Consider the following 21,725-nt stretch of genomic DNA (forward strand, 5'->3'; position numbering starts at 1 on the left):
TTCGAACATGGATATTGTACTGTATGCCCTCACCGCATTCCTGTACGGCGGCCTCGCCGTCGCAGGCTGGCGCACGCACCGCCAGGGTGCGACGCCGCTCGTCGCGAGCGTGCCGGCCGTGCCGGTGCCGGCGTCCGCCGCGTCGGGAATGAGCGGCGCCGGCCGCGCGCTGCTGTTCGCGGCGCTCGTCGCGCACGGCGTGCTGCTGCACACGACGATCTTCCCGCACGACGCGATGGTCTTCGGCTTCGCGTTCGCGCTGTCCGCGATGTTCTGGCTCGGCGCCGGCATCTACTGGATCGAGAGCTTCTTCTTCCCGCTCGACAGCCTGCGCCTGCTCGTGCTGCCGCTCGCGTGCGGCGCGTCGCTGCTGCCGCTCGTGTTCGGTGGCGTGCGGGTGCTGCCTTATGCCGCAGCGCCGCTGTTCAAGATGCACTTCCTGATCGCGAACATCGCGTACGGCCTTTTCGCGATCGCCGCGCTGCACGCGGTCCTGATGCTGATGGTCGAGCGGCGCCTGCAGTCGCTGAGGAGCGGCGGCCGCGACGGCTCGACCGGCTGGATCGCGAGCTGGCTCGAAACGCTGCCGCCGCTGCTCACGCTCGAGAAGCTGCTGTTCCGCCTGATCGGTGCCGGCTTCGTGCTGCTGACGCTGACGCTCGCGTCGGGGATCCTGTTCAGCGAGCAGGTCGATGCACGCGCGCTGCGGCTCGATCACAAGACCGTGTTCGCGGTGCTGTCGTGGCTGATGTTCGGCGGCCTGCTGGTCGCCCACAAGACGTCGGGCTGGCGCGGGCGCGGCGCCGCGCGCTGGGTGCTCGTGTCGTTTGCCGCGCTGCTGCTCGCGTATGTCGGCAGCCGGTTCGTTTTCGAGGTGCTGCTGCACCGCTCCGTGGTTTGAACGCAGGTTTCCGATGCGACAGATTCTTCTCCTGATTCTTCTCTTCTTCGCGGGTTCGTGGCTCACGCGCAAGCTGCGCCAGGCCCAGGAGCACGCGCAGGCGCGCGCCGGCCGCGGTGGCGGCAACGACGGCGCACCGGGTCCCGGCGCCGGGGCGGCACGCCCGAACGGCGACGCGCGCTCGCTGCCCGAACCGATGGTGCGTTGCGCCGAATGCGGCGTGCATACGCCGCAGGGCGACGCCGTCGCCGCGGGCGGCGAATACTTCTGCAGCACCGAGCACGCGCAGCGCCACGGCGCACACGCGAGCGGCCACGACGCCCGATGAGCGACGCAGCGCTGCTGTCGGTCGACGCGAACGGCTGGGTGCGCGAAGCGCGCCACGCGCCGTCGCCGAATTTCGAGGCGCGGCCCGCGGGCGCGGTGCCGACGCTCGTCGTCGTCCACAACATCAGCCTGCCGCCCGGCGAGTTCGGCGGCGATGCGATCGAGGCGCTGTTCCTGAATCGCCTCGATTGCGATACGCACCCCTATTACCAGCGTCACCTGCGCGACGTGCGCGTGTCCGCGCACTTCCTGATCCGCCGCGACGGCGAACTCGTGCAGTTCGTGTCGTGCGACGAGCGTGCATGGCATGCGGGCGCGTCCGAGTTCTTCGGCCGGCCGCGCTGCAACGACTTCTCGATCGGCATCGAACTCGAAGGTGCGGACGACGTGCCGTTCGACGCGGCGCAGTACGCGACGCTCGGGGTGCTCGCGCGCACGCTCGCCGCGCGCTACCCGATCGATGCGGTGGCCGGGCATTCCGACGTCGCGCCGGGCCGCAAGACCGACCCGGGTCCGCACTTCGATTGGCAACGCTTCGCGAGCGATGCCGGGTTTTCCGCCGAATACTTTCCTTTCCGTCAGCACTGATCGCAGGGTTTTTGAGCGGGCGAAATTTTTTTTTCCGACCAATGCCTTGTCACGTCTGCCCGTCCGGGCGGCCGGGTTGATGTCAATACCTCCGGCGAAAATTCTCCGTTTTGATGTCGCCGGAATGTCCACTATACTTGGTGCCAGTTGAGCGGTTCTGTACTAGATATAGTGTGTGTCGCAGGGGAAACCCGAGCGGCACCGGCCGGCGGGCAACGCCGGCGGCCAGGGTTCTCAGTGCGGCGCGCCAGGCCGGGCGGTCCGGGCGTCGCAATCAAGCGCAGCGAACTTCGACGGGGCAGCGTACACATGATGAAGCACACGACCGGATCGGTTGTCGCGCATCGACCGAACCGGCTTCCCCGACGCATCGCTCGCCTCTTACCGCTCGCGCATCCGATAGCGCAGCGTTCGTTTTAATCCGCGGTTCTCTCCGCACCATCCAACACCAGGAGCTTTGCACATGCAAACCACCGACAACGCGACGTCCCAGTACGAGAGCGCCTCGAGCCGTCCGCTCGGCGGGACCGAACAGGGCGCGCAGGCGCTCGCGCCGCAGGCCACGTTCGCCGACTACAAGGTGATCCGCCGCAACGGCAGCGTGGTGTCGTTCGAGCCTTCGAAGATCGCGATTGCGGTGACCAAGGCTTTCCTGGCCGTCAATGGCGGGCAGGGCGCGGCATCGGCACGCGTACGCGAACTCGTCGAGCAGCTCACGCACAACGTCGTGCGCGCGCTCGTGCGCAGCCGTCCGAACGGCGGTACGTTCCATATCGAAGACATCCAGGACCAGGTCGAACTCGCGCTGATGCGCGGCGGCGAGCACAACGTCGCGCGTGCATACGTGCTGTATCGCGAGAAGCGTCACCTCGAGCGCCAGCATGCGGGCGAGGAAGCAGCGGCAGCGGGCGGCGAGTCGAGCACCGGCATCAACGTCGTCGACAACGGCGTCACGCGCCCGCTCGACCTGAACGCACTGCGCGCGCTGATCGTGTCGGCATGCGACGGTCTCGGCGCTGCGGTTAACCCTGACCCGATCGTCGCGGAAACGGTGAAGAACCTGTACGACGGCGTGCCGATGAGCCAGGTCTACGACTCGGCGATCCTCGCTGCGCGCACGATGATCGAAAAGGATCCGGCATACAGCCAGGTCACGGCCCGCATCCTGCTGCACACGATCCGTCGCGAGATCCTCGGCGAGGAAGTGGTCCAGGCCGAGATGTCGGCCCGCTACGCGGAATACTTCCCGCAGTTCCTGAAGCGCGGCGTCGACGCCGGCCTGCTCGACGACAAGCTGCTGCAGTTCGACCTGAAGCGTCTGGGCGAAGCGCTCGACGCGAACCGCGACCTGCAGTTCGGCTACCTCGGCCTGCAGACGCTGTACGACCGCTACTTCCTGCACGTCGACGGCAGCCGCATCGAAATGCCGCAGGCATTCTTCATGCGCGTCGCGATGGGCCTGTCGCTGAACGAGATCGACCGCGAAACGCGCGCGATCGAGTTCTACAACGTGCTGTCGAGCTTCGACTTCATGAGCTCGACGCCGACGCTGTTCAACTCGGGCACGCACCGCTCGCAGCTGTCGTCGTGCTACCTGACGACGGTCGCGGACGATCTCGACGGCATCTATGAAGCGCTGAAGGAAAACGCGCTGCTGTCGAAGTTCGCCGGCGGTCTCGGCAACGACTGGACCCGCGTGCGCGCACTCGGCTCACATATCAAGGGCACGAACGGCAAGTCGCAAGGCGTGGTCCCGTTCCTGAAGGTCGTCAACGACACGGCCGTCGCGGTCAACCAGGGCGGCAAGCGCAAGGGCGCGGTGTGCGCGTACCTCGAATCGTGGCACCTCGACATCGAGGAGTTCCTCGAGCTGCGCAAGAACACCGGCGACGATCGCCGCCGTACGCACGACATGAACACGGCGAACTGGATTCCCGACCTGTTCATGAAGCGCGTGATGGAAGGCGCCGACTGGACGCTGTTCTCGCCGTCGACCTGCCCGGACCTGCACGACAAGTTCGGCGCGGAGTTTGAAGCGGCTTACACGGCTTACGAAGACAAGGTCGCGCGCGGCGAGATCAAGCTGTTCAAGAAGATCCCGGCGCAGCAGCTCTGGCGCAAGATGCTCGGCATGCTGTTCGAGACGGGCCACCCGTGGATCACGTTCAAGGATCCGTGCAACGTGCGCTCGCCGCAGCAGCACGTCGGCGTTGTCCACTCGTCGAACCTGTGCACGGAAATCACGCTGAACACGAGCGACACCGAAATCGCGGTGTGCAACCTCGGCTCCGTGAACCTCGTCGCCCACCTGGTGAAGCAGGCCGACGGCAGCTACGCGCTCGACCACGACAAGCTGAAGCGCACGATCAGCGTCGCGATGCGCATGCTCGACAACGTGATCGACATCAACTACTACGCGGTGCCGAAGGCGCGTAACTCGAACCTGAAGCACCGTCCGGTCGGCATGGGCATCATGGGTTTCCAGGACTGCCTGCACCTGCTGCGCACGCCGTACGCGTCGGAAGCGGCGGTCGAGTTCGCCGATCGTTCGATGGAAGCGGTCTGCTACTACGCGTACTACGCGTCGACCGAGCTGGCCGAGGAACGCGGCCGCTACTCGAGCTACCGCGGCTCGCTGTGGGATCGCGGCATCCTCCCGCAGGACACGCTGAAGCTGCTGACGGAAGCGCGTGGCGGCTACGTCGAGGTCGACACGTCCGAGTCGCTCGACTGGACGACGCTGCGTTCGCGGATCGCCGCGCACGGCATGCGCAACTCGAACTGCGTCGCGATCGCGCCGACGGCGACGATCTCGAACATCATCGGCGTGTCGGCATGCATCGAGCCGACCTTCCAGAACCTGTACGTGAAGTCGAACCTGTCGGGCGAATTCACGGTGGTCAACGAGTACCTCGTCCGCGACCTGAAGGAACGCGGCCTGTGGGACGAAGTGATGGTCGCCGACCTGAAGTACTTCGACGGCATGCTGTCGCGCATCGACCGCATCCCGGCCGACCTGCGCGCGATCTACGCGACCGCGTTCGAAGTCGACCCGACGTGGCTGGTCGAAGCGGCATCGCGTCGCCAGAAGTGGATCGACCAGGCGCAGTCGCTGAACATCTACATGGGCGGCGCGTCGGGCAAGAAGCTCGACGAGGTCTACAAGCTCGCGTGGCTGCGCGGTCTGAAGACGACCTACTACCTCCGCACGATGGCGGCGACGCACGTCGAGAAGTCGACGGTTGCACACGGCGCGCTGAACGCAGTGCCGACGAGCGGCGGCTCGAGCAGCGGCGGCGCGCAAGGCGCGGCAGGCGGCTTCGGCGCGGCAGGCGGCGCAGCGTCGTCGTCGGGCGCAGTCGACGCGGCGCCGGCACTCGCACCGGTCGAAGCGGACGGTCCGGTATGCACGATGCGCCCGGGCGATCCCGGCTTCGACGAGTGCGAAGCCTGCCAGTAACGCGGCGCGCATGACCTGAAGAAGGTTCGGGCGGCGCGCACGACAACCGATCGAGGTTGAAGTGTGCGCCGCTCTCAACTAAAAAAATGATAAGGAATCTGTAACGCGGCACTCGCGTTGCAGGCAGTGACAAGCGATCGAAACATCCCCGACGACGTCGCGTTTCGATCAGCGTTCGATGCGTCGAGCGCACCTCGCGATACACGTGCGACACACGTCGCGCGCTGCATGAACGACGATGCGTTGCTCAAAGTGTTGTATCGAGGTCGCAACGCGAATCGAAAAAAGGATTTTTCGTGAGCGAGCCCTTTTATCGCTCAGGAAAAGATGGTACAAACCGTTCTAAATTGATGGTGAGAATTTATGCTCAACTGGGATGACGAGAAGACTGCCGTAACCCCCGCGAGCGGAGCGCAGCAAAACGCGTTGCGCACCTCCGCAGGGATGGCTGTCGGAATGCAGGCTGCAACGCCTGCCGCCCATCAGGTCCGCGACATTTTCGAAGGCGATCTTGCGGTGCCGCCGCAAGCATCGGCTGTTCCCGCCGGCGGTTCGGAAGCGCGGGTCAACGTTGCAGACAAGCGCATCATCAACGGCCAGACTGACGTCAATCAGCTGGTGCCGTTCAAGTACAAGTGGGCGTGGGAAAAGTATCTGGCAGGTTGCGCGAACCACTGGATGCCGCAGGAAATCAACATGTCCCGCGACATCGCCCTGTGGAAGGATCCGAACGGTCTGACCGAGGACGAGCGCCGCATCGTCAAGCGCAACCTCGGCTTCTTCGTGACGGCCGATTCGCTCGCCGCGAACAACATCGTGCTCGGCACGTACCGCCACATCACGGCGCCCGAGTGCCGGCAGTTCCTGCTGCGCCAGGCGTTCGAAGAGGCGATCCACACGCACGCGTACCAATACATCGTCGAATCGCTCGGTCTCGACGAAGGCGAGATCTTCAACGCGTACCACGAGGTCACGTCGATCCGCGCGAAGGACGAATTCCTGATCCCGTTCATCCACACGCTGACGGACCCGGCCTTCAAGACCGGCACGCTCGAAGCGGATCAGAAGCTGCTGAAGTCGCTGATCGTGTTCGCCTGCATCATGGAAGGCCTGTTCTTCTATGTCGGCTTCACGCAGATTCTCGCGCTCGGCCGCCAGAACAAGATGACGGGTGCTGCAGAGCAATATCAGTACATCCTGCGTGACGAGTCGATGCACTGCAATTTCGGCATCGACCTGATCAACCAGATCAAGCTCGAGAACCCGCATCTCTGGACCGCGGAATTCCGCGCCGAGATCCGCGAGCTGTTCAAGCAGGCTGTCGAACTCGAATACCGCTACGCCGAGGACACGATGCCGCGCGGCGTGCTGGGTTTGAACGCGTCGATGTTCAAGAGCTATCTGCGCTTCATCAGCAACCGCCGTTGCCAGCAGATCGGCCTCGACCCGCTGTTCCCGAACGAGGAAAACCCGTTCCCTTGGATGAGCGAGATGATCGACCTGAAGAAGGAACGCAACTTCTTCGAGACGCGTGTGATCGAGTATCAGACGGGCGGCGCGCTGTCCTGGGAATAACCCGCAGCAGCGAACCCGTCACATGATGTGAGCAGCCGGCGGCCTCTCGGCCCCGGCCCAAGGTTTAGGAGCAAGAACGCCTGATGCAAAGCATGCCCGGTGCCTTAACGGCCCAACGACATGATCGGCACTTTGCGAACCCTTCAGTGGGATGGGCAAACTTCCCTCCGGAAAAAGCGGACGGCCGTGTGGCGGTCCGCTTGATCAAGCGATTAGGGGTGGCGGCGCGAGGCGTGCCGGCTACCGACTTGATTTGGCGCGCGAGGCCATGGGGTCACGCGCGCCATACCGTATTCATTAGCGTAAGCGCGTGGTATCCGCGTACGCCGATGAATAGCCCGCTTCGAAGCGCACGTCCTGAACAGCGTCCGCGGGAAGCGGGTTTTGACGAAGGGTGTAGTTTGAACTGACTCTCATCTGAACCTGAAGGAGAACAACATGGCTACTGCCAAGAAGAAACCGGCTGCTAAGAAGGTTGCTGCCAAGAAGACCGTTGCGAAGAAGGCTGCTGCTCCGGCGAAGAAGGCCGCTGCGGTGAAGAAGGTTGCTGCGAAGAAGGTCGCGGTGAAGAAGGTTGCCGCGAAGAAGGCAGCACCGGCGAAGAAGGCTGCTGCGAAGAAGGTCGCGGCAAAGAAGGTCGCAACGAAGAAGGTTGCTGCGAAGAAAGTCGCGGTGAAGAAGGTTGCCGCGAAGAAGGCAGCACCGGCGAAGAAGGCCGCTGCGAAGAAGGTTGCAGCCAAGAAAGTCGCGGTGAAGAAGGTTGCTGCGAAGAAGGCAGCACCGGCGAAGAAGGCCGCTGCCAAGAAGGCCGCGCCGGCGAAGAAGGCTGCCGCCAAGAAGGCTGCGCCTGCGAAGAAGGCTGCTGCGAAGAAGGCTGCGCCTGCCAAGAAGGCTGCCCCTGCGAAGAAGGCTGCCGCTGCACCGAAGGCCGCTGCTGCACCGAAGGCTGCCGCTGCTCCGAAGGCTGCCGCACCGGCGAAGAAGGCCGCTGCACCGAAGAAGGCTGCTGCTCCGAAGAAGGCCGTCGTGAAGAAGGCTGCACCGGCAACCACCGCGTCGACCGCATCGGTCGCGCCGGCATCGGGCGTGAAGACCGCGCTCAACCCGGCAGCGGCATGGCCGTTCCCGACCGGCAGCCGTCCGTAATCGCGGCTGACCAGCACTACCCGGACACTCACGCGGTGTCCGCGGGTTGAGTAGCGCTACTCAATCGATCCCGCCATCTGGTTCAGGTGGCGGGATTTTTTTCGTCCGCCTGCATCGATGGGCCGGCCGGCTGCCGGGCACGGACGAAAAAAAACGCATGTGCAGCTTCGCACATGCGTTCGACCGCGGCTTGCGCCGCGTGCTGAGGATGCTCGTTAGTGCGTGACGCGCGTGACGCCGCCGCTCGACAGCAGTCGCACCCGTTCGCCGGCGCGGAACACTTCGCCGCTCGCCGCCTGCGTGATCGAGCGCAGGTCGCCGTTGTCGAGGCGCACGGTGATTTCGACACCGTTCGCCGTGCTGAGGTTTTCGCCGACCGCGTTGCCTGCGACCGCGCCGACGAGACCGCCCGCGATGGCCGTCAGGATCGATCCCTTGCCGCCGCCGATCGCGCTGCCCGCGACTGCGCCGAGCGCGCCGCCGCCGAGCGTGCCGATCGCGCTGCCGCCGCCATCGGACTGGATGCGCACCGCACGGACGCTTTCGACGGTGCCCATGCGCACGGTTTGCTCGCGCTGCGCCTGGCCGACGCTATAGACATCTGCCGAGCCCGGCGCCGTGAAGCAGCCGGCGAGCGTCAGCGTGGCCGTCAGCATGGCAGCGAGCGTGAGGGTTTTCTTGGTCAACATCTTTGCTCTCCCACAATATTCATTTGAGACTGTACCCGAAGGCAGCCTCGAAGCGCGCGTCGATTTCGGCGCGCGTCAGTGCGTAAGTTTGAGGCCCCTGGTGGGCGATCTTGATCGAGCCCATCAGGCTCGCGAGGCGGCCCGTGGTTGCCCAGTCGAGGCCATTCTCGATGCCGTACAGCAGGCCGCCCCGGAAGGCGTCGCCGCAGCCGGTCGGATCGACGACACGCTCGGCTTGCACGACCGGAATCTGTTCTTCGCCGTTTTTGTGAAGAATGGTGGCGCCGCGCTCGCCGCGCGTGATGATCAACGCCTGAACCCGGCTGGCGATTTCCTGTTCGGACCAGCCCGTCTTGTCGCTGACGAGCTTGCCCTCGTAGTCGTTGACCGCAACGAAGGTGGCGAGTTCAATGATGCGGCGCAGCGTCGCACCGTCGAACAGCGGCAGGCCCTGGCCCGGATCGAAGATGAACGGGATGCCGGCTTTCGCGAATTGCTCGGCGTGCTGGACCATCCCGTCGAAGCCGTCCGGCGCGACGATGCCGAGCTTCACGCCCGACACTTCGTCCGCGCGGTTCAGGTGCGACTGCATCATCGCGCCCGGGTGGAATGCGGTGATCTGGTTGTTCTCGAGATCGGTCGTGATCATCGCCTGCGCGGTGTGCATTTCGGGCACCACGCGTATGCTGGCCTTCGACAGGCCGAGGCTGTCGAGACGCTCGAGATAGCGATCGGCGTCGTTCGCGCCGACCGTCGCCATGATGCGCGCGTCGCCGCCGAGCATGTGCAGCGCGTAGGCGATGTTCCCCGCGCAACCGCCGAATTCGCGACGCATCGTCGGCACGAGGAAGCTCACGTTCAGAAGGTGAACCTGGTCGGGCAGGATGTGCTCGCGAAACCGGCCTTCGAAGGTCATGATGTTGTCGTAGGCGAGCGAGCCGCAAATCAGCGTAGTCAAGGCGTGCGTTCCTGTAGAGAGCAAAGGGAGGCGGCTGCCCGGCCGGCGCGCGCAGGCCGTCGGGCCTCGCGCGGCAGGGCCGGGCGGCTGCGGGTTACTTCAGTGCGGCGAGCGCTGCGTCGTAGTTCGGCTCGTCCTTGATCTCGCCGACGAGTTCCGCGTGGAGCACCTTGTCCTGCGCGTCGAGCACGACGACCGCTCGGGCCGTCAGGCCGTTCAGCGGGCCGCTCGTCACGTCGACGCCGTATGCGTTCGCGAACGCGCGGCCGCCGCGGAACGTCGAAGCCGTCACGACGTTCGCGAGGCCTTCGGTCGTGCAGAAGCGCGTGGCGGCGAACGGCAGGTCGCCGGACACGACCACCACGACGGTGTCGTCGAGCGACGACGCGGCTTCGTTGAACTTGCGGGTCGACGTCGCGCAGGTGGGCGTATCGAGGCTCGGGACGATGTTCAGCACCTTGCGCTTGCCGGCGAAGCTGGCGAGCGACAGGTCGGCGAGGTCCTTGCCGACCAGCTTGAAGTCGGGGGCTTGCGAGCCGACGGCCGGGAACGTGCCGGCGAGATCGATCGGGTTGCCACCCAGCGTAACTTTGCTCATGTTCGTGCTCCGAAATAGCGCGCCGCAGCGGCGCGCGGGTTGAGACGGCGCGCATGCGCGCGCCGCGGGGCGTCACGGATAGAAGATCTGGACGCGGAAATTCGAGGCGGGCGCGCCGTTCGTGTCGAGACGGACGACCATCGTCTGCGTCGTGCCGGGCGGCAGCCCGGCGTCGATCGGCATGCCCGGGCGCACGTAGTCGCGCGGCGCGAGCACGCGGCGCACGGTCACGTGATTCGTGTCGTCGAGCAGCGTCAGTTCGAGCGACGGGTAGGCGAGCGCGACGCGGTAGCGGTTCGTCAGCGGCACCTTCAACTCCAGCACGCGCGGGCCGTCGATCTGGCGCAGGTCGGCCGCGTCGAGCCGCAGGCCGTCGATCGCGCGCGGCGGCGTCACCTTGCAGCCGAGCGGCGCGCACGCCTGCCGGAACCAGCCCTGCGTGACGGGCCAGTAGATCATCACGGTTTCGCGCTGCCACCACGCGAGCTGCGCGACGAGCAGCACCGCGAGCACGGCCGCGACGAGGCCGCCGAAAAAGCCGCCGAGCGTTCCGCGTCGCTGCTGCGCGCGCGGCTCGCGCGTCACGGCGAAGGGCGGGCGGTCGTCGTCGGACAGTGCGGCGGGGAAGGGGACGGCCGGTTGGACGGCCGGTTGTACGTCCGGTTCGGCACCCGGTTCGCTGGCGGCTGCGGCCGGTGCGGCGGCACGTTCGGCGCGGGTGTCGGGTTCGGGTTTCGGTTCGAGTCCGGGCTCGGCTTGCACCGGCCTGAACGCGAAGCGCGGTTCGCGTGGCGCGTGCTCGTCGTCGGGCACGGCGAAGCGCGCGTTGCCGACCGGTTCGACGGGCGCTGCTGCGGCGGGTTCGACCGACGGCGCGGGCGCGACGAAGCGCGGTTCGCGCAGGTCGGGTTCGGTGAGCGGCGTGAGCGGCGTGAGCGGTTCGTCGGTTTCGGGCGGCACGGCATCCGGTCCGACCGATCGCGCGGCGACGGCGTGCAACTCGGCCGGCTGCGATGCGATCGGCGCCGGCGTGCCGGACAGGTGAACCACACCGGATTCCGTCGACGGCAGCGCGAGCGGGATCAGCGGCTCGGCGCGCACGGTCTCGACGCTGTGCTGCAGGGACGGGTCGACGCCGGCATCGAGCCACGGCGCCCACATGTCCCAGCCTTCCGGCTGGTAATCGGAACCCGCTGCCGGTTCGACCGGTGCGTCGGTGGTGAAGAGCCGCGCGGGCGCGGCGTCGTGTTGCGGGGTGGCGGCGGCCGGCTCGACCGGCGCCGCTTCGGTCAGTGCGGATTCCGGCGGTGCCGGATCGGGTACGAGCGACTGCGATGCGTCGAAGACCTGCTGACAGTGTCCGCAACGCACGAGCCCGTCATGCAGCGAGAGCTGTTCCTGCTGCAGCCGGAAGACGGTTTCGCAATGAGGGCAGCGCGTCGCAAGAAGCATGTCGAGCCGGGCGGCCTGCTGGCCAGAGTGAAGGACAGCGCTATTCTAATGGCTTTCCCGCCGGGTTCCGGCGAGGCATACCCAACCTTCGTGTTCGCGCCAGACCGAGATGTCGACGTAGCGCGCATAGACGGCCGCGACTTCGTCCGCCTGGCGCGCGAGCACGCCCGACAGCGCGATGCGCCCGCCCGGTTTCACCTTCGATGCGAGCATCGACGCCATCAGTTTCAGCGGGTTCGACAGGATGTTCGCGACGACGATGTCGAATTCGCCGGCCGGGCACGCATCGGGCAGCCCGTACGTGACTTCCGCATGGTTGCGTTCGCTGTTCTGGCGCGCCGATTCGACCGCCTGCGGATCGATGTCGATGCCGACCACGGGGTTCGCCCCGCATTTCCGCGCGAGGATCGCGAGAATGCCCGAGCCGCAGCCGTAGTCGAGCACCGACAGGCCGGGCTTCACCGATTGTTCGAGCCATTCCATGCACAGACGCGTGGTCGGGTGGCTGCCGGTGCCGAACGCGAGACCGGGGTCGAGTTCGAGGATCAGCGCGTCGGGGTCGGGCGCGTCGTGCCACGACGGCACGACCCAGATCCGCTCGCCGATCGGAATCGGCTCGAACTGCGACTGCGTGAGCCGCACCCAGTCCTGTTCCTCGACTTCGCGCACGTCGAACTTCGGCGTGTCGGCGACGCCGATCTCGTTCGCGGCCGCCGCGAGCAGCACGGCCGGGTCGTGATCGGGCGACAGCAGCGCGATCACGCGCGAGTGCTGCCACGCGGTGCGTTCGGGAACGAGGCCGGGCTCGCCGAAGAGCGGCTGTTCGTCGGGCGTGTCGGCGTCGGCGTCCTCGACGGACACCGACAGCGCGCCGAGGTCGAGCAGCGCGTCGGACAGCGCCTCCGCATGCTCACGGGCCAGTTCGACGACGAGTTCGCGATAGCTCATGCTTACGCTTCTTCCGGTGCGACCTGCTGCTTCTGGGCGAGCCGGTGTTCGAGATAGTGGATGCTGGTGCCGCCTTCGACGAACTTCGAGTCGATCATCAGCTCGCGGTGCAGCGGGATGTTGGTCTGGATGCCTTCGACGACCATTTCCGACAGCGCGATGCGCATCCGGCGGATCGCCTGGTCGCGCGTCGCGCCGTAGGTGATCAGCTTGCCGATCATCGAATCATAGTTCGGCGGCACGAAATAGCCATTGTACGCATGCGAGTCGACGCGCACGCCGGGGCCGCCCGGCGTATGCCACGACGTGATCCGGCCCGGCGACGGCGTGAACTTGAACGGATCTTCCGCGTTGATCCGGCATTCGATCGCATGTCCGCGGAACTCGATGTCGCGCTGGCGCAGCGCGAGCTTCTCGCCGGCCGCGATGCGGATCTGTTCCTGCACGATGTCGACGCCCGTGATCATCTCCGACACCGGGTGCTCGACCTGCACGCGCGTGTTCATCTCGATGAAGTAGAACTCGTTGTTCTCGTACAGGAATTCGAACGTGCCCGCGCCGAGGTAGCCCATCTTCTTGCACGCATCCGCACAGCGGTCGCCGATGCGCTCGATCAGGCGGCGCGGAATGCCGGGCGCCGGCGCTTCCTCGATCACCTTCTGGTGACGGCGCTGCATCGAGCAGTCGCGCTCGCCGAGCCAGATCGCGTTCTTGTGCGCGTCCGACAGCACCTGGATTTCGATGTGGCGCGGGTTCTCGAGGAACTTCTCCATGTACACCTGCGGGTTGCCGAACGCACGGCCGGCTTCCTCGCGGGTCATGTTGACCGCGTTCACGAGCGCGGCTTCGGTGTGCACGACGCGCATCCCGCGCCCGCCGCCGCCGCCCGCTGCCTTGATGATGACCGGATAGCCGATCGCGCGCGCAATCTTGACGATCTCCTTCGGATCGTCCGGCAACGCGCCTTCCGAGCCCGGCACGCACGGCACGCCGGTCTTGATCATCGTCTGCTTCGCGGTGACCTTGTCGCCCATCATCCGGATCGTTTCCGGGCGCGGGCCGATGAACGTGAAGCCCGACTGCTCGACGCGTTCGGCGAAGTCGGCGTTCTCGGACAGGAAGCCGTAGCCGGGGTGGATCGCCTCGGCATCGGTGACTTCCGCGGCGCTGATCAGCGCCGGCATGTTCAGGTAGCTCAGGTTCGACGGGGCCGGGCCGATACAGACGGCTTCGTCCGCGAGGCGCACGTACTTGGCTTCCTTGTCGGCTTCCGAGTAGACGACCACCGTCTTGACGCCGAGCTCGCGGCACGCGCGCTGGATGCGCAGCGCGATTTCACCGCGGTTGGCAATGAGGATTTTTTCAAACATAGCGAGTATTCGTCTCTTCGAGGGGCGCGCGAACGGCGCCTGGCGAGCATCGGCGGCGCGCGGCCGGACGGGCCGCGCGGCGGACTTAGCCGATCACGAAAAGCGGCTGGCCGTATTCGACGGCCTGGCCGTTCTCGACGAGGATTTCCTTGATCACGCCGGCCTTGTCCGACTCGATCTCGTTGAGCAGCTTCATCGCTTCGATGATGCAGATCGTCTGGCCTTCCTTGACCGTGTCGCCCACCTGGACGAACGGGTCCGCGCCCGGCGACGGCGCGCGATAGAACGTGCCGACCATCGGCGACGTCACGACGTGGCCTTGCGGGGCGGCCGGTGCGGCGGCGGCGCCTGCTGCCGGCGCGGCAGCACCTTCGGTCGGCAGCGCGACCGACGGAGCGGGCGCGCTGACTTGCGGGGCATACCCAGCCGTCGGCTGCACGTAGACCGGCGGCGCGTTCTTGACGATACGCACCTTGCCTTCGCCTTCCGTGACTTCCAGCTCGGAGATGCCGGATTCGGAAACGAGGTCGATCAGAGTTTTCAGCTTACGAAGATCCATCGGGAATTCCCCTTTCAATACGTGAAAGCGCCGGTGGGACCGGCGCTGAATCTAGATCGCGAAATCAGCCGCGCGACGCGCCTTGCAGCTTGTCCAGCGCGTACTCGAGCGCGTACAGATAACCTTTCCAGCCGAGCCCGCAGATCACGCCTTCGGCCTGGTCGGAAAAGTAGGAGTGATGCCTGAACGCTTCGCGGCGGTGCACGTTCGACAGGTGAACCTCGACGAACGGGATGCCGACGCCGGCGATCGCGTCCCGGATCGCGACGCTCGTGTGCGTATACGCGGCGGGATTGATCAGGATGAAATCGGTCTGTTCCTCCCGCGCGGCCTGAATGCGGTCGACGAGCGCGCCTTCATGGTTGCTCTGGAACGACGACAGTTCGGCGCCGGCTTCCTGGGCTCGCGCGGCAAGCGCCTGATCGATCTGCGCAAGCGTGACGCGGCCGTACACCTCCGGTTCCCGGGTGCCGAGAAGGTTCAGGTTGGGGCCGTGCAGCACCAGCAATCGTGTCATGGTCGCTTCTATTTCTGCGGAATTGCGCGAACTTTAGCGCTATTTAGAGAAATTTGTCTAGTTTTGCCGAACGGCCGAGCGCGCCGGACCTGCAAGAATTACCGGTGCGGCTGCAAAGTATCAGCGAATTCACGTGAAATTGCGGCGATCGACGTACAAATCGCCGCCAACGTGCTGGCCGCCGTTCAGGGCGATCACAACGCGTCGAGGGTCTTTTTCAGCTCGGCCGGTTGGATTTGTCCTAATTTTGTCTCGCGAATCTTGCCGGTTTCGTCGATGACGACCGTAAACGGCAGCGCGCCGGCGGTATTTCCGAAATTACGGGCCAGATCGGCGCCCGCATAACCGCTGACGAAAACCGGATAGTCGACCTTCACCTTCTGCAGAAAGTTCTTCACGTTCTGGTCGGAATCGACGCCGATCCCGATGAAGCGGATGCCTTTCTGCTTGTATTGGTGCGACAGCGCGACGAGCTCCGGCATCTCCTCGACGCACGGGCCGCACCACGACGCCCAGAAATTGACCACGACCTTCTGGCCCTTGAAGGAAGCGAGCGACGCCGGCTTGCCGTCGACGCCGGTCAGCGACGCGGCCCACAGCTGGTCGACCGGGCTGCCCTGCGCAGCGGGCGCGGCGACGGCGACGCCGTCATCGGCGCTGCCGCCGCGGAACCAGTGGCCGGCGGCGAGCCCGCCGGCGACGGCGGCGGCCGCGACCACCGCGAGCGGCAACATGCGTTTCATCATCATCGTTGAATCATTCCGGTTCGGAAGGGGCGTTGCTGGCTTCGACGAGCGCACGCAATGCGGCGGCGTCCGCGCGGGCGACCCGGCCGCGCGCGTCGGCCTTGACCGCGCCGCGCAGGTCGTCGCTCGCGTAGAGCGCGACGTGAATGCCGATCGCGTCCACGTCGCGCCGCGGGCGCCACAGGAAGCTGAGCGTCTCGACGTCGGCGCGACCGGCGAAATGCCGCGTCTCGGACACGTCGTACTGAACGTTCTGGTTCAGCAGGTAGATCGCGACGTCCTTCGGGTTGTCGGTGAATATCTGCAAATGGATATCCGAATGCGCGTTCGCGGTGCCGTTCAGCACCGCGCCCGTCACGTACGGATTGAACTCGGCGAGCCGGCGCATCCAGTCGAGCGCGATCTCGCGCAGGCGGCGCAGTTCGTCCGGCTGCGTGTCGCTCTGGAACAGGGCGAGGTACTCGCGCAGTTCTTCCTCGATCAGGTCGTTATCCGGCAGCCATTCGCCGGCAACGCGCGTATCGCCGAACAGCTGGCGCGCGGCCTTGCGTTTCGCGCTGGCGTAATCGAGGCCGTCCTCCGCGATCAGGCGGGCGGCGGACTGGGCGATTTCCTCGCGGGCGCGCCGCGGGTCGACAAGAGGTTTGCGAGACATGATCCGGCAATCATACTCGATCGCGCGGCGGCCGAACGCGGTGCGGCCGCGCGTCGCCTGCCGTGCCGCGCGGCGTCCGGATCCGTCGTTCGGGCCGCCGGGCACGGCGGGCCGTCAGTTACAATGACGGTCTTTGTGTCGCGGCGAAAGTCGTTGGCCGGGCGGCCCGTCCGGCGTGCCGCAGACCATTCTTTCCGAATCGACGGCGCCCGGCGGCGCGAAAGCATTCATCTATGCACATCCACATTCTTGGCATCTGCGGCACCTTCATGGGCGGTCTCGCCGTGCTCGCGCGCGAGGCCGGCCACACGGTGACGGGTTGCGACGCGGGCGTCTATCCGCCGATGAGCACGCAGCTCGAGGCGCAGGGCATCACGCTGATCGAGGGCTACGGCGCCGAGCAGATCGACCTGAAGCCCGACCTGTTCGTGATCGGCAACGTCGTCACGCGCGGCAACCCGCTGATGGAGGCGATCCTCGATCGCGGCCTGCCTTATGTATCCGGCCCGCAATGGCTCGGCGAGCACGTGCTGGCAGGCAAGTGGGTGCTGGCGGTCGCGGGCACGCACGGCAAGACGACCACGTCGTCGATGCTCGCCTGGCTGCTGGAAGATGCCGGCCTGAACCCGGGCTTCCTGATCGGCGGCGTGCCGCTGAACTTCGGCGTGTCGGCGCGGCTGACCGATTCGAGCTTCTTCGTGATCGAGGCCGACGAATACGACACGGCGTTCTTCGACAAGCGCTCGAAGTTCGTCCATTACCGGCCGCGCACCGCGGTGCTCAACAATCTCGAATTCGATCACGCCGACATCTTCCCGGATCTCGCCGCGATCGAAACGCAATTCCATCATCTCGTGCGCACCGTGCCGGGCGTCGGCCGGATCGTGACCAACGGCCGTTCGGACGCGCTGGAGCGCGTGCTCGCGCGCGGCTGCTGGAGCGAGGTCGAGCGCTTCGGCGTCGACGGCGGCTGGCAGGCACTGCCGGCCGAGGACGGCGTGCCGGTCGACGAGCGCTTCGCCGTGTATTCGCAGGCCGAGCGTGTCGGTGAGGTCGCGTGGCAGGTGCAGGGCGACCACAACCGGATGAACGCGCTCGCGGCGATCGCCGCCGCCCGCCACGTCGGCGTGCCGCCCGCGCAGGCGGCCGAATCGCTCGCATCGTTTCGCAACGTGAAGCGGCGCATGGAAGTGCGCGGCAGCGTGGATGGGGTAACCGTCTACGACGACTTCGCGCACCATCCGACCGCGATCGAAACCACGATCGCCGGCCTTCGTGCACGCATCGGCCGCCAAAACTCCCGTATTCTCGCGGTGCTCGAGCCGCGTTCGAACACGATGAAGCTCGGCGTGATGAAGGCGCAACTGCCGGCCAGTCTCGCCGACGCCGACCTGGTGTTCGGCTACGGCGCGCCGACCGGGCGCGACGCGCTCGGCTGGAACCTCGGCGACGCGCTCGCGCCGCTCGGCGACAAGGCTCGCGCGTTCGACGATCTCCATCTCCTGGTGAAGTCGGTCATCGAGGCCGCGCGTCCGGGCGACCACGTGCTCGTGATGAGCAACGGCGGCTTCGGCGGCGTGCACCAGAAGCTGCTCGACGCGCTCGGGAGCCGCGCGTGATCCTGTACCTGCACGGGTTCCGGTCGTCGCCGGAGTCGCAGAAGTCGCGGCTCCTCGCCGCGCGCATGGCCGAGCTCGGCCGCACGCCCGAATGGCGCTGTCCGTCGCTGTCGGTGTCGCCGCTCGAGGCGATCGCCGTCGCGGAAGCCGCGGTGGCCGGGGTGCGCGACGTGACGGTGATCGGCAGCTCGCTCGGCGGCTACTACGCGACCTGGCTCGCCGAAAAGCACGGCTGGAAGGCGGTGCTGCTGAATCCGGCGATCGTGCCGCAGCGCGACCTCGAGCAGCATCTGGGCGAACAGCCGCTGTGGCACGGCGGCGGCTCGATCGTCGTCGAACGCCATCACCTGCAGGAGCTCGATGCGCTGCGCGTGCCGGCGATTTCGCGGCCCGAACGCTACTATCTGTTCGCGGCGACGGGCGACGAAGTGCTGGACTACCGCGAGATGCTCGCCCACTACCCGGGCGCGAAAACGCGCGTGATCGAAGGCAGCGACCACGGAATCAGCGAATTTGCCGACTATGTCGACGACGTTCTCGCCTTTTGCGACGACCGAACGTCATGAACCCGGCGTCATGCCGATCGAATTCCCAACATCATGCGGCGCCGCCGATGCGGCGCCCGGCAGTCTGAACGAGAGTACTGAGTGAACGTTTTCTTCGAGGAATCGGGCAGTTTCAAGGCGGGCAGCGTGCTGTCGCGCCAGGGCGACGCGTTTCAAGTCGAGTTGCCCGGCGGGCGGCGGGCGAAGGTGCGCGCGAAAGACGTGCTGATCGAATTCGAGAAGCCGGCCGCGAGCGAGCTGATGCAGGAAGCCGACACGGCCGCGCAGCAGATCGACCTGGATTTCCTGTGGGAATGCGCGCCGGCCGAGGAATTCGCGTATACGGCGCTGGCCGCGGAATATTTCGGCGCGACCTACGGCCCGGTCGAGCGCGCGGCGCTGGTGCTGCGGCTGCACGGCTCGCCCGTCTACTTCCGCCGCAAGGGGCGCGGCCAGTACCAGCGCGCGCCGGAAGAGCAGCTCAAGATGGCGCTCGCGTCGCTCGAGCGCAAGCGCCAGCAGGCGCTGGTGCAAGCGCAGTATGAAGAGGAACTGAAGGCCGGCAAGCTGCCGGAAGCGTTCGCGGGCAAGGTGCTCGGGCTGCTGACGCGGCCGGACAAGAACGCGATCGAATACAAGGCGATGGAAGCGGCGGCCGGCGCGCGCGGCGTATCGCCGGCGCGGCTGATGCTCGACTGCGGCGGCATCGCGTCGCCGCGGGCGCTGCACGAGGCGCGTTTTCTTGCGGAATTCTTCCCGCACGGCACGGGCTTCCCGGCCGTCACGGTCGGCCCGCTGCCGGACGACCTGCCGCGCGCGGACGTCGAGGCGTTCTCGATCGACGACATCACGACGACCGAAATCGACGATGCGTTCTCGGTCGAGCACCTGTCCGACGGTCGCGTGCGGATCGGCGTGCACATCGCGGCGCCGGCGCTCGGCATCGTGCGCGGCGACGCGGTCGACGCGATCGCGCGCGCGCGCCTGTCGACCGTCTACATGCCGGGCGACAAGATCACGATGCTGCCGGACGACGTGGTCGAGGTGTTCACGCTGAAGGAAGGCGACTACCGCCCGGCGCTGTCGCTGTACATCATCGTCAACCGCGAGACGCAGGAGATCGTCGCGAACGAGACGCGCGCCGAACTCGTGTTCGTGAAGAACAACCTGCGCCACAACACGCTCGACGAGCTCGTCAACGAAGAGACGCTCGCCGCCGGCACCGGCGACTATCCGCACAAGGACGACATCGCCGTGCTATGGCCGCTCGCGCAGGCGCTGTTCGAGAAGCGCCAGGTCGCGCGCGCGGGCTACGGCCTGAAGCGCGAAGTGCAGCGCAACACCGACTACAACTTCTACGTCGAAGGCGAGCACGTGACGATCACGCCGCGCCGCCGCGGCTCGCCGCTCGACCTGATCGTGTCGGAGCTCGCGATCCTCGCGAACTCGACGTGGGGCGCGTTCCTGCACGATCACACGGTGCCCGGCATCTATCGCTCGCAGCGCGGCTTCGGCGCGCCGGGCCCGAAGCGCACGCGGATGCAGACGACGGCCGCGCCGCACGAAGGCCTCGGTGTCGCGCAATACGCGTGGAGCACTTCGCCGCTGCGCCGTTACGTCGACCTCGTGAACCAGTGGCAACTGCTGGCATGCGTGCAGCACGGCGTCACCGCGAAGCTCGCCGCGCCGTTCAAGCCGAAGGACGCCGACCTGTACGCGGTCGTGCAGGGCTTCGACGACACCTATACCGCGTACGCCGACTACCAGCGCCGGATGGAGTACTTCTGGTGCCTGCGCTGGCTCGCGCAGGAGCAGAAGAAGCAGGTCGTCGCGAGCGTGGTGAAGGGCGATCTGGTGCGCCTCGAGGAAATTCCGCTGCTGCTGCACGTGCCGGGGCTCGGCGTGCATGCGCGCGGCACGCGCGTGCTGCTCGACGTGATGTCGCTCGACGAGCTGACGATCGAGGCGTCGGTGCGGCTGCTTAACGTGCTCGACGCGCCGACCGTGACGAGCGGCGACGCGGCCGACGACGAAGACGAGAACGAGGGCGGCGACGACACGCTGGTCGATGCGCAGGACGCGTCGGCGCAAGCCGAGGCCGAAGCACTGGCCGAAGCGGACGGCGCGACGGCCGCGGGCGACGAGGCCGCGAGCGGCAACAGCCAGGAAAGCGCGGCAAGCGAAGAGGGGCGCGCATCATGAACGCAGCCGCGTCGACGAGCGGCGCCGACCGCTATGTGGTGTTCGGCAACCCGGTGGCGCACAGCAAGTCGCCGTTCATCCACGCGCAGTTCGCCGCGCAGACGGGCGAGGCGATCGTCTACGAGCACCGGCTCGCGCCGGTCGACGGCTTCGAGGCCGCCGTGCGCGCGTTCATCGCCGAAGGCGGACGCGGTGCGAACGTGACGGTCCCGTTCAAGCTCGACGCGCACGCGCTCGCCGACACGCTGTCGCCGCGCGCGGCGGCGGCGGGCGCGGTGAACACGCTGCGCATCGATGCCGACGGCGGCATCTACGGCGACAACACGGACGGCGTCGGCCTCGTGCGCGACATCGAATCGAATCTCGGCGTGTCGCTCGCGGGCGCGCGCATCCTGCTGCTCGGCGCGGGCGGCGCGGCGCGTGGCGTCGTGCTGCCGATGCTCGAGCGCGCGCCGCTGTCGATCACGATCGTGAACCGCACCGCGAGCAAGGCCGAGGCGCTCGTCGGCCAGTTCGCGCAGGCCGCGCACGATGCGGGCTGCGTACTGTCGGGCGGGGGCCCGGACGCCGTGCGTGCCGAGCCGTACGACGTGATCGTCAACGCGACGGCAGGCAGCCTCGATGCGGCGCTGCCGGCGTGCGACGCGGCCGCGTTCGGCGCGGGCACGCTCGCGTACGACATGATGTACGGCGCGCAGCCGACGGTGTTCATGCAGCATGCGGCGTCGCTCGGCGCGCGCACGGCCGACGGGCTCGGGATGCTGGTCGAGCAGGCGGCCGAATCGTTCTTCATCTGGCGCGGCGTGCGGCCGGACGGCGCACCGGTGCTGGCCGCGCTGCGCCAGGCGCTCGCGGCCGCCTGAGCGGAGC

At 66.8% G+C, this 21,725-nt stretch carries 21 protein-coding genes; 11 read left to right on the plus strand and 10 right to left on the minus strand.

Annotated features, from left to right (window positions below):
• The first annotated feature begins 7 nt into the window (after positions 1-7).
• The 7 genes from U4012_RS05135 (at position 8) to U4012_RS05165 (ending at position 7,997) form a co-directional block, all read left to right on the plus strand.
• Positions 8-901, plus strand: coding sequence for an inner membrane protein YpjD (locus tag U4012_RS05135; protein WP_124488230.1), 894 nt, complete (start codon positions 8-10; stop codon positions 899-901).
• Positions 902-914: 13 nt separating this feature from the next.
• Complete coding sequence (locus tag U4012_RS05140; RefSeq protein ID WP_124488231.1) at positions 915-1,229, plus strand: PP0621 family protein; 315 nt, start codon at positions 915-917, stop codon at positions 1,227-1,229.
• Positions 1,226-1,816 carry a 1,6-anhydro-N-acetylmuramyl-L-alanine amidase AmpD gene (gene ampD / locus U4012_RS05145; RefSeq protein ID WP_124488232.1) on the plus strand — a complete coding sequence of 197 codons (591 nt, stop codon included), beginning with the start codon at positions 1,226-1,228 and terminating at the stop codon, positions 1,814-1,816. The genes U4012_RS05140 and ampD overlap by 4 nt, the downstream gene beginning before the upstream one ends.
• Positions 1,817-2,279: 463 nt before the next feature.
• Entirely contained in the window at positions 2,280-5,276 is a 2,997-nt protein-coding gene (locus tag U4012_RS05150; protein WP_044844207.1) for a ribonucleoside-diphosphate reductase subunit alpha, read from the plus strand.
• 363 nt (positions 5,277-5,639) lie between these two features.
• Positions 5,640-6,851 (plus strand): ribonucleotide-diphosphate reductase subunit beta, encoded by a 1,212-nt coding sequence (locus U4012_RS05155; RefSeq protein WP_044844206.1) that lies wholly within the window; start codon positions 5,640-5,642, stop codon positions 6,849-6,851.
• 83 nt (positions 6,852-6,934) lie between these two features.
• On the plus strand, positions 6,935-7,261 hold the full coding sequence (locus U4012_RS05160; protein WP_321796730.1) for a hypothetical protein: 327 nt from the start codon (positions 6,935-6,937) through the stop codon (positions 7,259-7,261).
• Between the two features lie 28 nt (positions 7,262-7,289).
• Entirely contained in the window at positions 7,290-7,997 is a 708-nt protein-coding gene (locus U4012_RS05165) for a histone H1-like DNA-binding protein (protein ID WP_044844205.1), read from the plus strand.
• Between the two features lie 215 nt (positions 7,998-8,212).
• On the opposite strand, the gene U4012_RS05170 is transcribed toward U4012_RS05165, so the two are convergent.
• The 10 genes from U4012_RS05170 to U4012_RS05215 all read right to left on the minus strand — a co-directional run bounded on the left by U4012_RS05170 (position 8,213) and on the right by U4012_RS05215 (position 16,489).
• Positions 8,213-8,686 (minus strand): glycine zipper 2TM domain-containing protein, encoded by a 474-nt coding sequence (locus tag U4012_RS05170; RefSeq protein ID WP_011883213.1) that lies wholly within the window; start codon positions 8,684-8,686, stop codon positions 8,213-8,215.
• 19 nt (positions 8,687-8,705) lie between these two features.
• Complete coding sequence (locus tag U4012_RS05175; protein ID WP_321796734.1) at positions 8,706-9,644, minus strand: carbohydrate kinase family protein; 939 nt, start codon at positions 9,642-9,644, stop codon at positions 8,706-8,708.
• Between the two features lie 94 nt (positions 9,645-9,738).
• Positions 9,739-10,242 (minus strand): thiol peroxidase, encoded by a 504-nt coding sequence (tpx, locus tag U4012_RS05180; protein WP_321796736.1) that lies wholly within the window; start codon positions 10,240-10,242, stop codon positions 9,739-9,741.
• Positions 10,243-10,314: 72 nt separating this feature from the next.
• On the minus strand, positions 10,315-11,694 hold the full coding sequence (locus U4012_RS05185) for a DUF3426 domain-containing protein (protein ID WP_321796738.1): 1,380 nt from the start codon (positions 11,692-11,694) through the stop codon (positions 10,315-10,317).
• Between the two features lie 45 nt (positions 11,695-11,739).
• Positions 11,740-12,642 (minus strand): 50S ribosomal protein L11 methyltransferase, encoded by a 903-nt coding sequence (prmA, locus tag U4012_RS05190; protein WP_257768705.1) that lies wholly within the window; start codon positions 12,640-12,642, stop codon positions 11,740-11,742.
• A 2-nt stretch (positions 12,643-12,644) separates the two neighbouring features.
• Complete coding sequence (accC, locus tag U4012_RS05195) at positions 12,645-14,012, minus strand: acetyl-CoA carboxylase biotin carboxylase subunit (protein ID WP_044844200.1); 1,368 nt, start codon at positions 14,010-14,012, stop codon at positions 12,645-12,647.
• 85 nt (positions 14,013-14,097) lie between these two features.
• Positions 14,098-14,571, minus strand: a complete 474-nt coding sequence (accB, locus tag U4012_RS05200) for an acetyl-CoA carboxylase biotin carboxyl carrier protein (protein ID WP_044844199.1) — start codon at positions 14,569-14,571, stop codon at positions 14,098-14,100.
• A gap of 64 nt (positions 14,572-14,635) precedes the next feature.
• The gene (aroQ, locus tag U4012_RS05205) at positions 14,636-15,088 is read right to left on the minus strand and encodes a type II 3-dehydroquinate dehydratase (protein ID WP_040143361.1); all 453 of its coding nucleotides are present in this window, start codon (positions 15,086-15,088) and stop codon (positions 14,636-14,638) included.
• A gap of 194 nt (positions 15,089-15,282) precedes the next feature.
• The gene (locus U4012_RS05210; RefSeq protein ID WP_124488238.1) at positions 15,283-15,837 is read right to left on the minus strand and encodes a TlpA family protein disulfide reductase; all 555 of its coding nucleotides are present in this window, start codon (positions 15,835-15,837) and stop codon (positions 15,283-15,285) included.
• A 7-nt stretch (positions 15,838-15,844) separates the two neighbouring features.
• Positions 15,845-16,489, minus strand: a complete 645-nt coding sequence (locus U4012_RS05215) for a UDP-N-acetylmuramate--alanine ligase (RefSeq protein WP_124488239.1) — start codon at positions 16,487-16,489, stop codon at positions 15,845-15,847.
• 80 nt (positions 16,490-16,569) lie between these two features.
• On the opposite strand from U4012_RS05215, the gene mpl reads away from it, so the two are divergent.
• The 4 genes from mpl (at position 16,570) to aroE (ending at position 21,718) form a co-directional block, all read left to right on the plus strand.
• Entirely contained in the window at positions 16,570-18,108 is a 1,539-nt protein-coding gene (mpl, locus tag U4012_RS05220) for a UDP-N-acetylmuramate:L-alanyl-gamma-D-glutamyl-meso-diaminopimelate ligase (protein WP_321797084.1), read from the plus strand.
• Entirely contained in the window at positions 18,105-18,674 is a 570-nt protein-coding gene (locus tag U4012_RS05225; protein WP_044844196.1) for a YqiA/YcfP family alpha/beta fold hydrolase, read from the plus strand. Before mpl ends, U4012_RS05225 begins: the two co-directional genes overlap by 4 nt.
• An 81-nt stretch (positions 18,675-18,755) precedes the next feature.
• Positions 18,756-20,855: an RNB domain-containing ribonuclease gene (locus tag U4012_RS05230; protein ID WP_321796746.1), complete on the plus strand. Its 2,100-nt coding sequence runs from the start codon at positions 18,756-18,758 to the stop codon at positions 20,853-20,855.
• Entirely contained in the window at positions 20,852-21,718 is an 867-nt protein-coding gene (aroE, locus tag U4012_RS05235) for a shikimate dehydrogenase (RefSeq protein WP_124892855.1), read from the plus strand. Before U4012_RS05230 ends, aroE begins: the two co-directional genes overlap by 4 nt.
• Positions 21,719-21,725 lie beyond the last annotated feature (7 nt).

The sequence above is a fragment of the Burkholderia sp. BCC1988 genome, assembly GCF_905339895.1.
Lineage (GTDB): Bacteria > Pseudomonadota > Gammaproteobacteria > Burkholderiales > Burkholderiaceae > Burkholderia.

What these genes read in the sequence shown, in the direction of transcription:
- U4012_RS05135 (WP_124488230.1), top strand. Translation starts at nt 8, where the DNA reads ATGGATATTGTACTGTATGCCCTCACCGCATTCCTGTACGGCGGCCTC.
- U4012_RS05140 (WP_124488231.1), top strand. Translation starts at nt 915, where the DNA reads ATGCGACAGATTCTTCTCCTGATTCTTCTCTTCTTCGCGGGTTCGTGG.
- ampD (WP_124488232.1), top strand. Translation starts at nt 1,226, where the DNA reads ATGAGCGACGCAGCGCTGCTGTCGGTCGACGCGAACGGCTGGGTGCGC.
- U4012_RS05150 (WP_044844207.1), top strand. Translation starts at nt 2,280, where the DNA reads ATGCAAACCACCGACAACGCGACGTCCCAGTACGAGAGCGCCTCGAGC.
- U4012_RS05155 (WP_044844206.1), top strand. Translation starts at nt 5,640, where the DNA reads ATGCTCAACTGGGATGACGAGAAGACTGCCGTAACCCCCGCGAGCGGA.
- U4012_RS05160 (WP_321796730.1), top strand. Translation starts at nt 6,935, where the DNA reads ATGCAAAGCATGCCCGGTGCCTTAACGGCCCAACGACATGATCGGCAC.
- U4012_RS05165 (WP_044844205.1), top strand. Translation starts at nt 7,290, where the DNA reads ATGGCTACTGCCAAGAAGAAACCGGCTGCTAAGAAGGTTGCTGCCAAG.
- U4012_RS05170 (WP_011883213.1), bottom strand. Translation starts at nt 8,686, where the DNA reads ATGTTGACCAAGAAAACCCTCACGCTCGCTGCCATGCTGACGGCCACG.
- tpx (WP_321796736.1), bottom strand. Translation starts at nt 10,242, where the DNA reads ATGAGCAAAGTTACGCTGGGTGGCAACCCGATCGATCTCGCCGGCACG.
- U4012_RS05185 (WP_321796738.1), bottom strand. Translation starts at nt 11,694, where the DNA reads ATGCTTCTTGCGACGCGCTGCCCTCATTGCGAAACCGTCTTCCGGCTG.
- prmA (WP_257768705.1), bottom strand. Translation starts at nt 12,642, where the DNA reads ATGAGCTATCGCGAACTCGTCGTCGAACTGGCCCGTGAGCATGCGGAG.
- accC (WP_044844200.1), bottom strand. Translation starts at nt 14,012, where the DNA reads ATGTTTGAAAAAATCCTCATTGCCAACCGCGGTGAAATCGCGCTGCGC.
- accB (WP_044844199.1), bottom strand. Translation starts at nt 14,571, where the DNA reads ATGGATCTTCGTAAGCTGAAAACTCTGATCGACCTCGTTTCCGAATCC.
- aroQ (WP_040143361.1), bottom strand. Translation starts at nt 15,088, where the DNA reads ATGACACGATTGCTGGTGCTGCACGGCCCCAACCTGAACCTTCTCGGC.
- U4012_RS05210 (WP_124488238.1), bottom strand. Translation starts at nt 15,837, where the DNA reads ATGATGATGAAACGCATGTTGCCGCTCGCGGTGGTCGCGGCCGCCGCC.
- U4012_RS05215 (WP_124488239.1), bottom strand. Translation starts at nt 16,489, where the DNA reads ATGTCTCGCAAACCTCTTGTCGACCCGCGGCGCGCCCGCGAGGAAATC.
- aroE (WP_124892855.1), top strand. Translation starts at nt 20,852, where the DNA reads ATGAACGCAGCCGCGTCGACGAGCGGCGCCGACCGCTATGTGGTGTTC.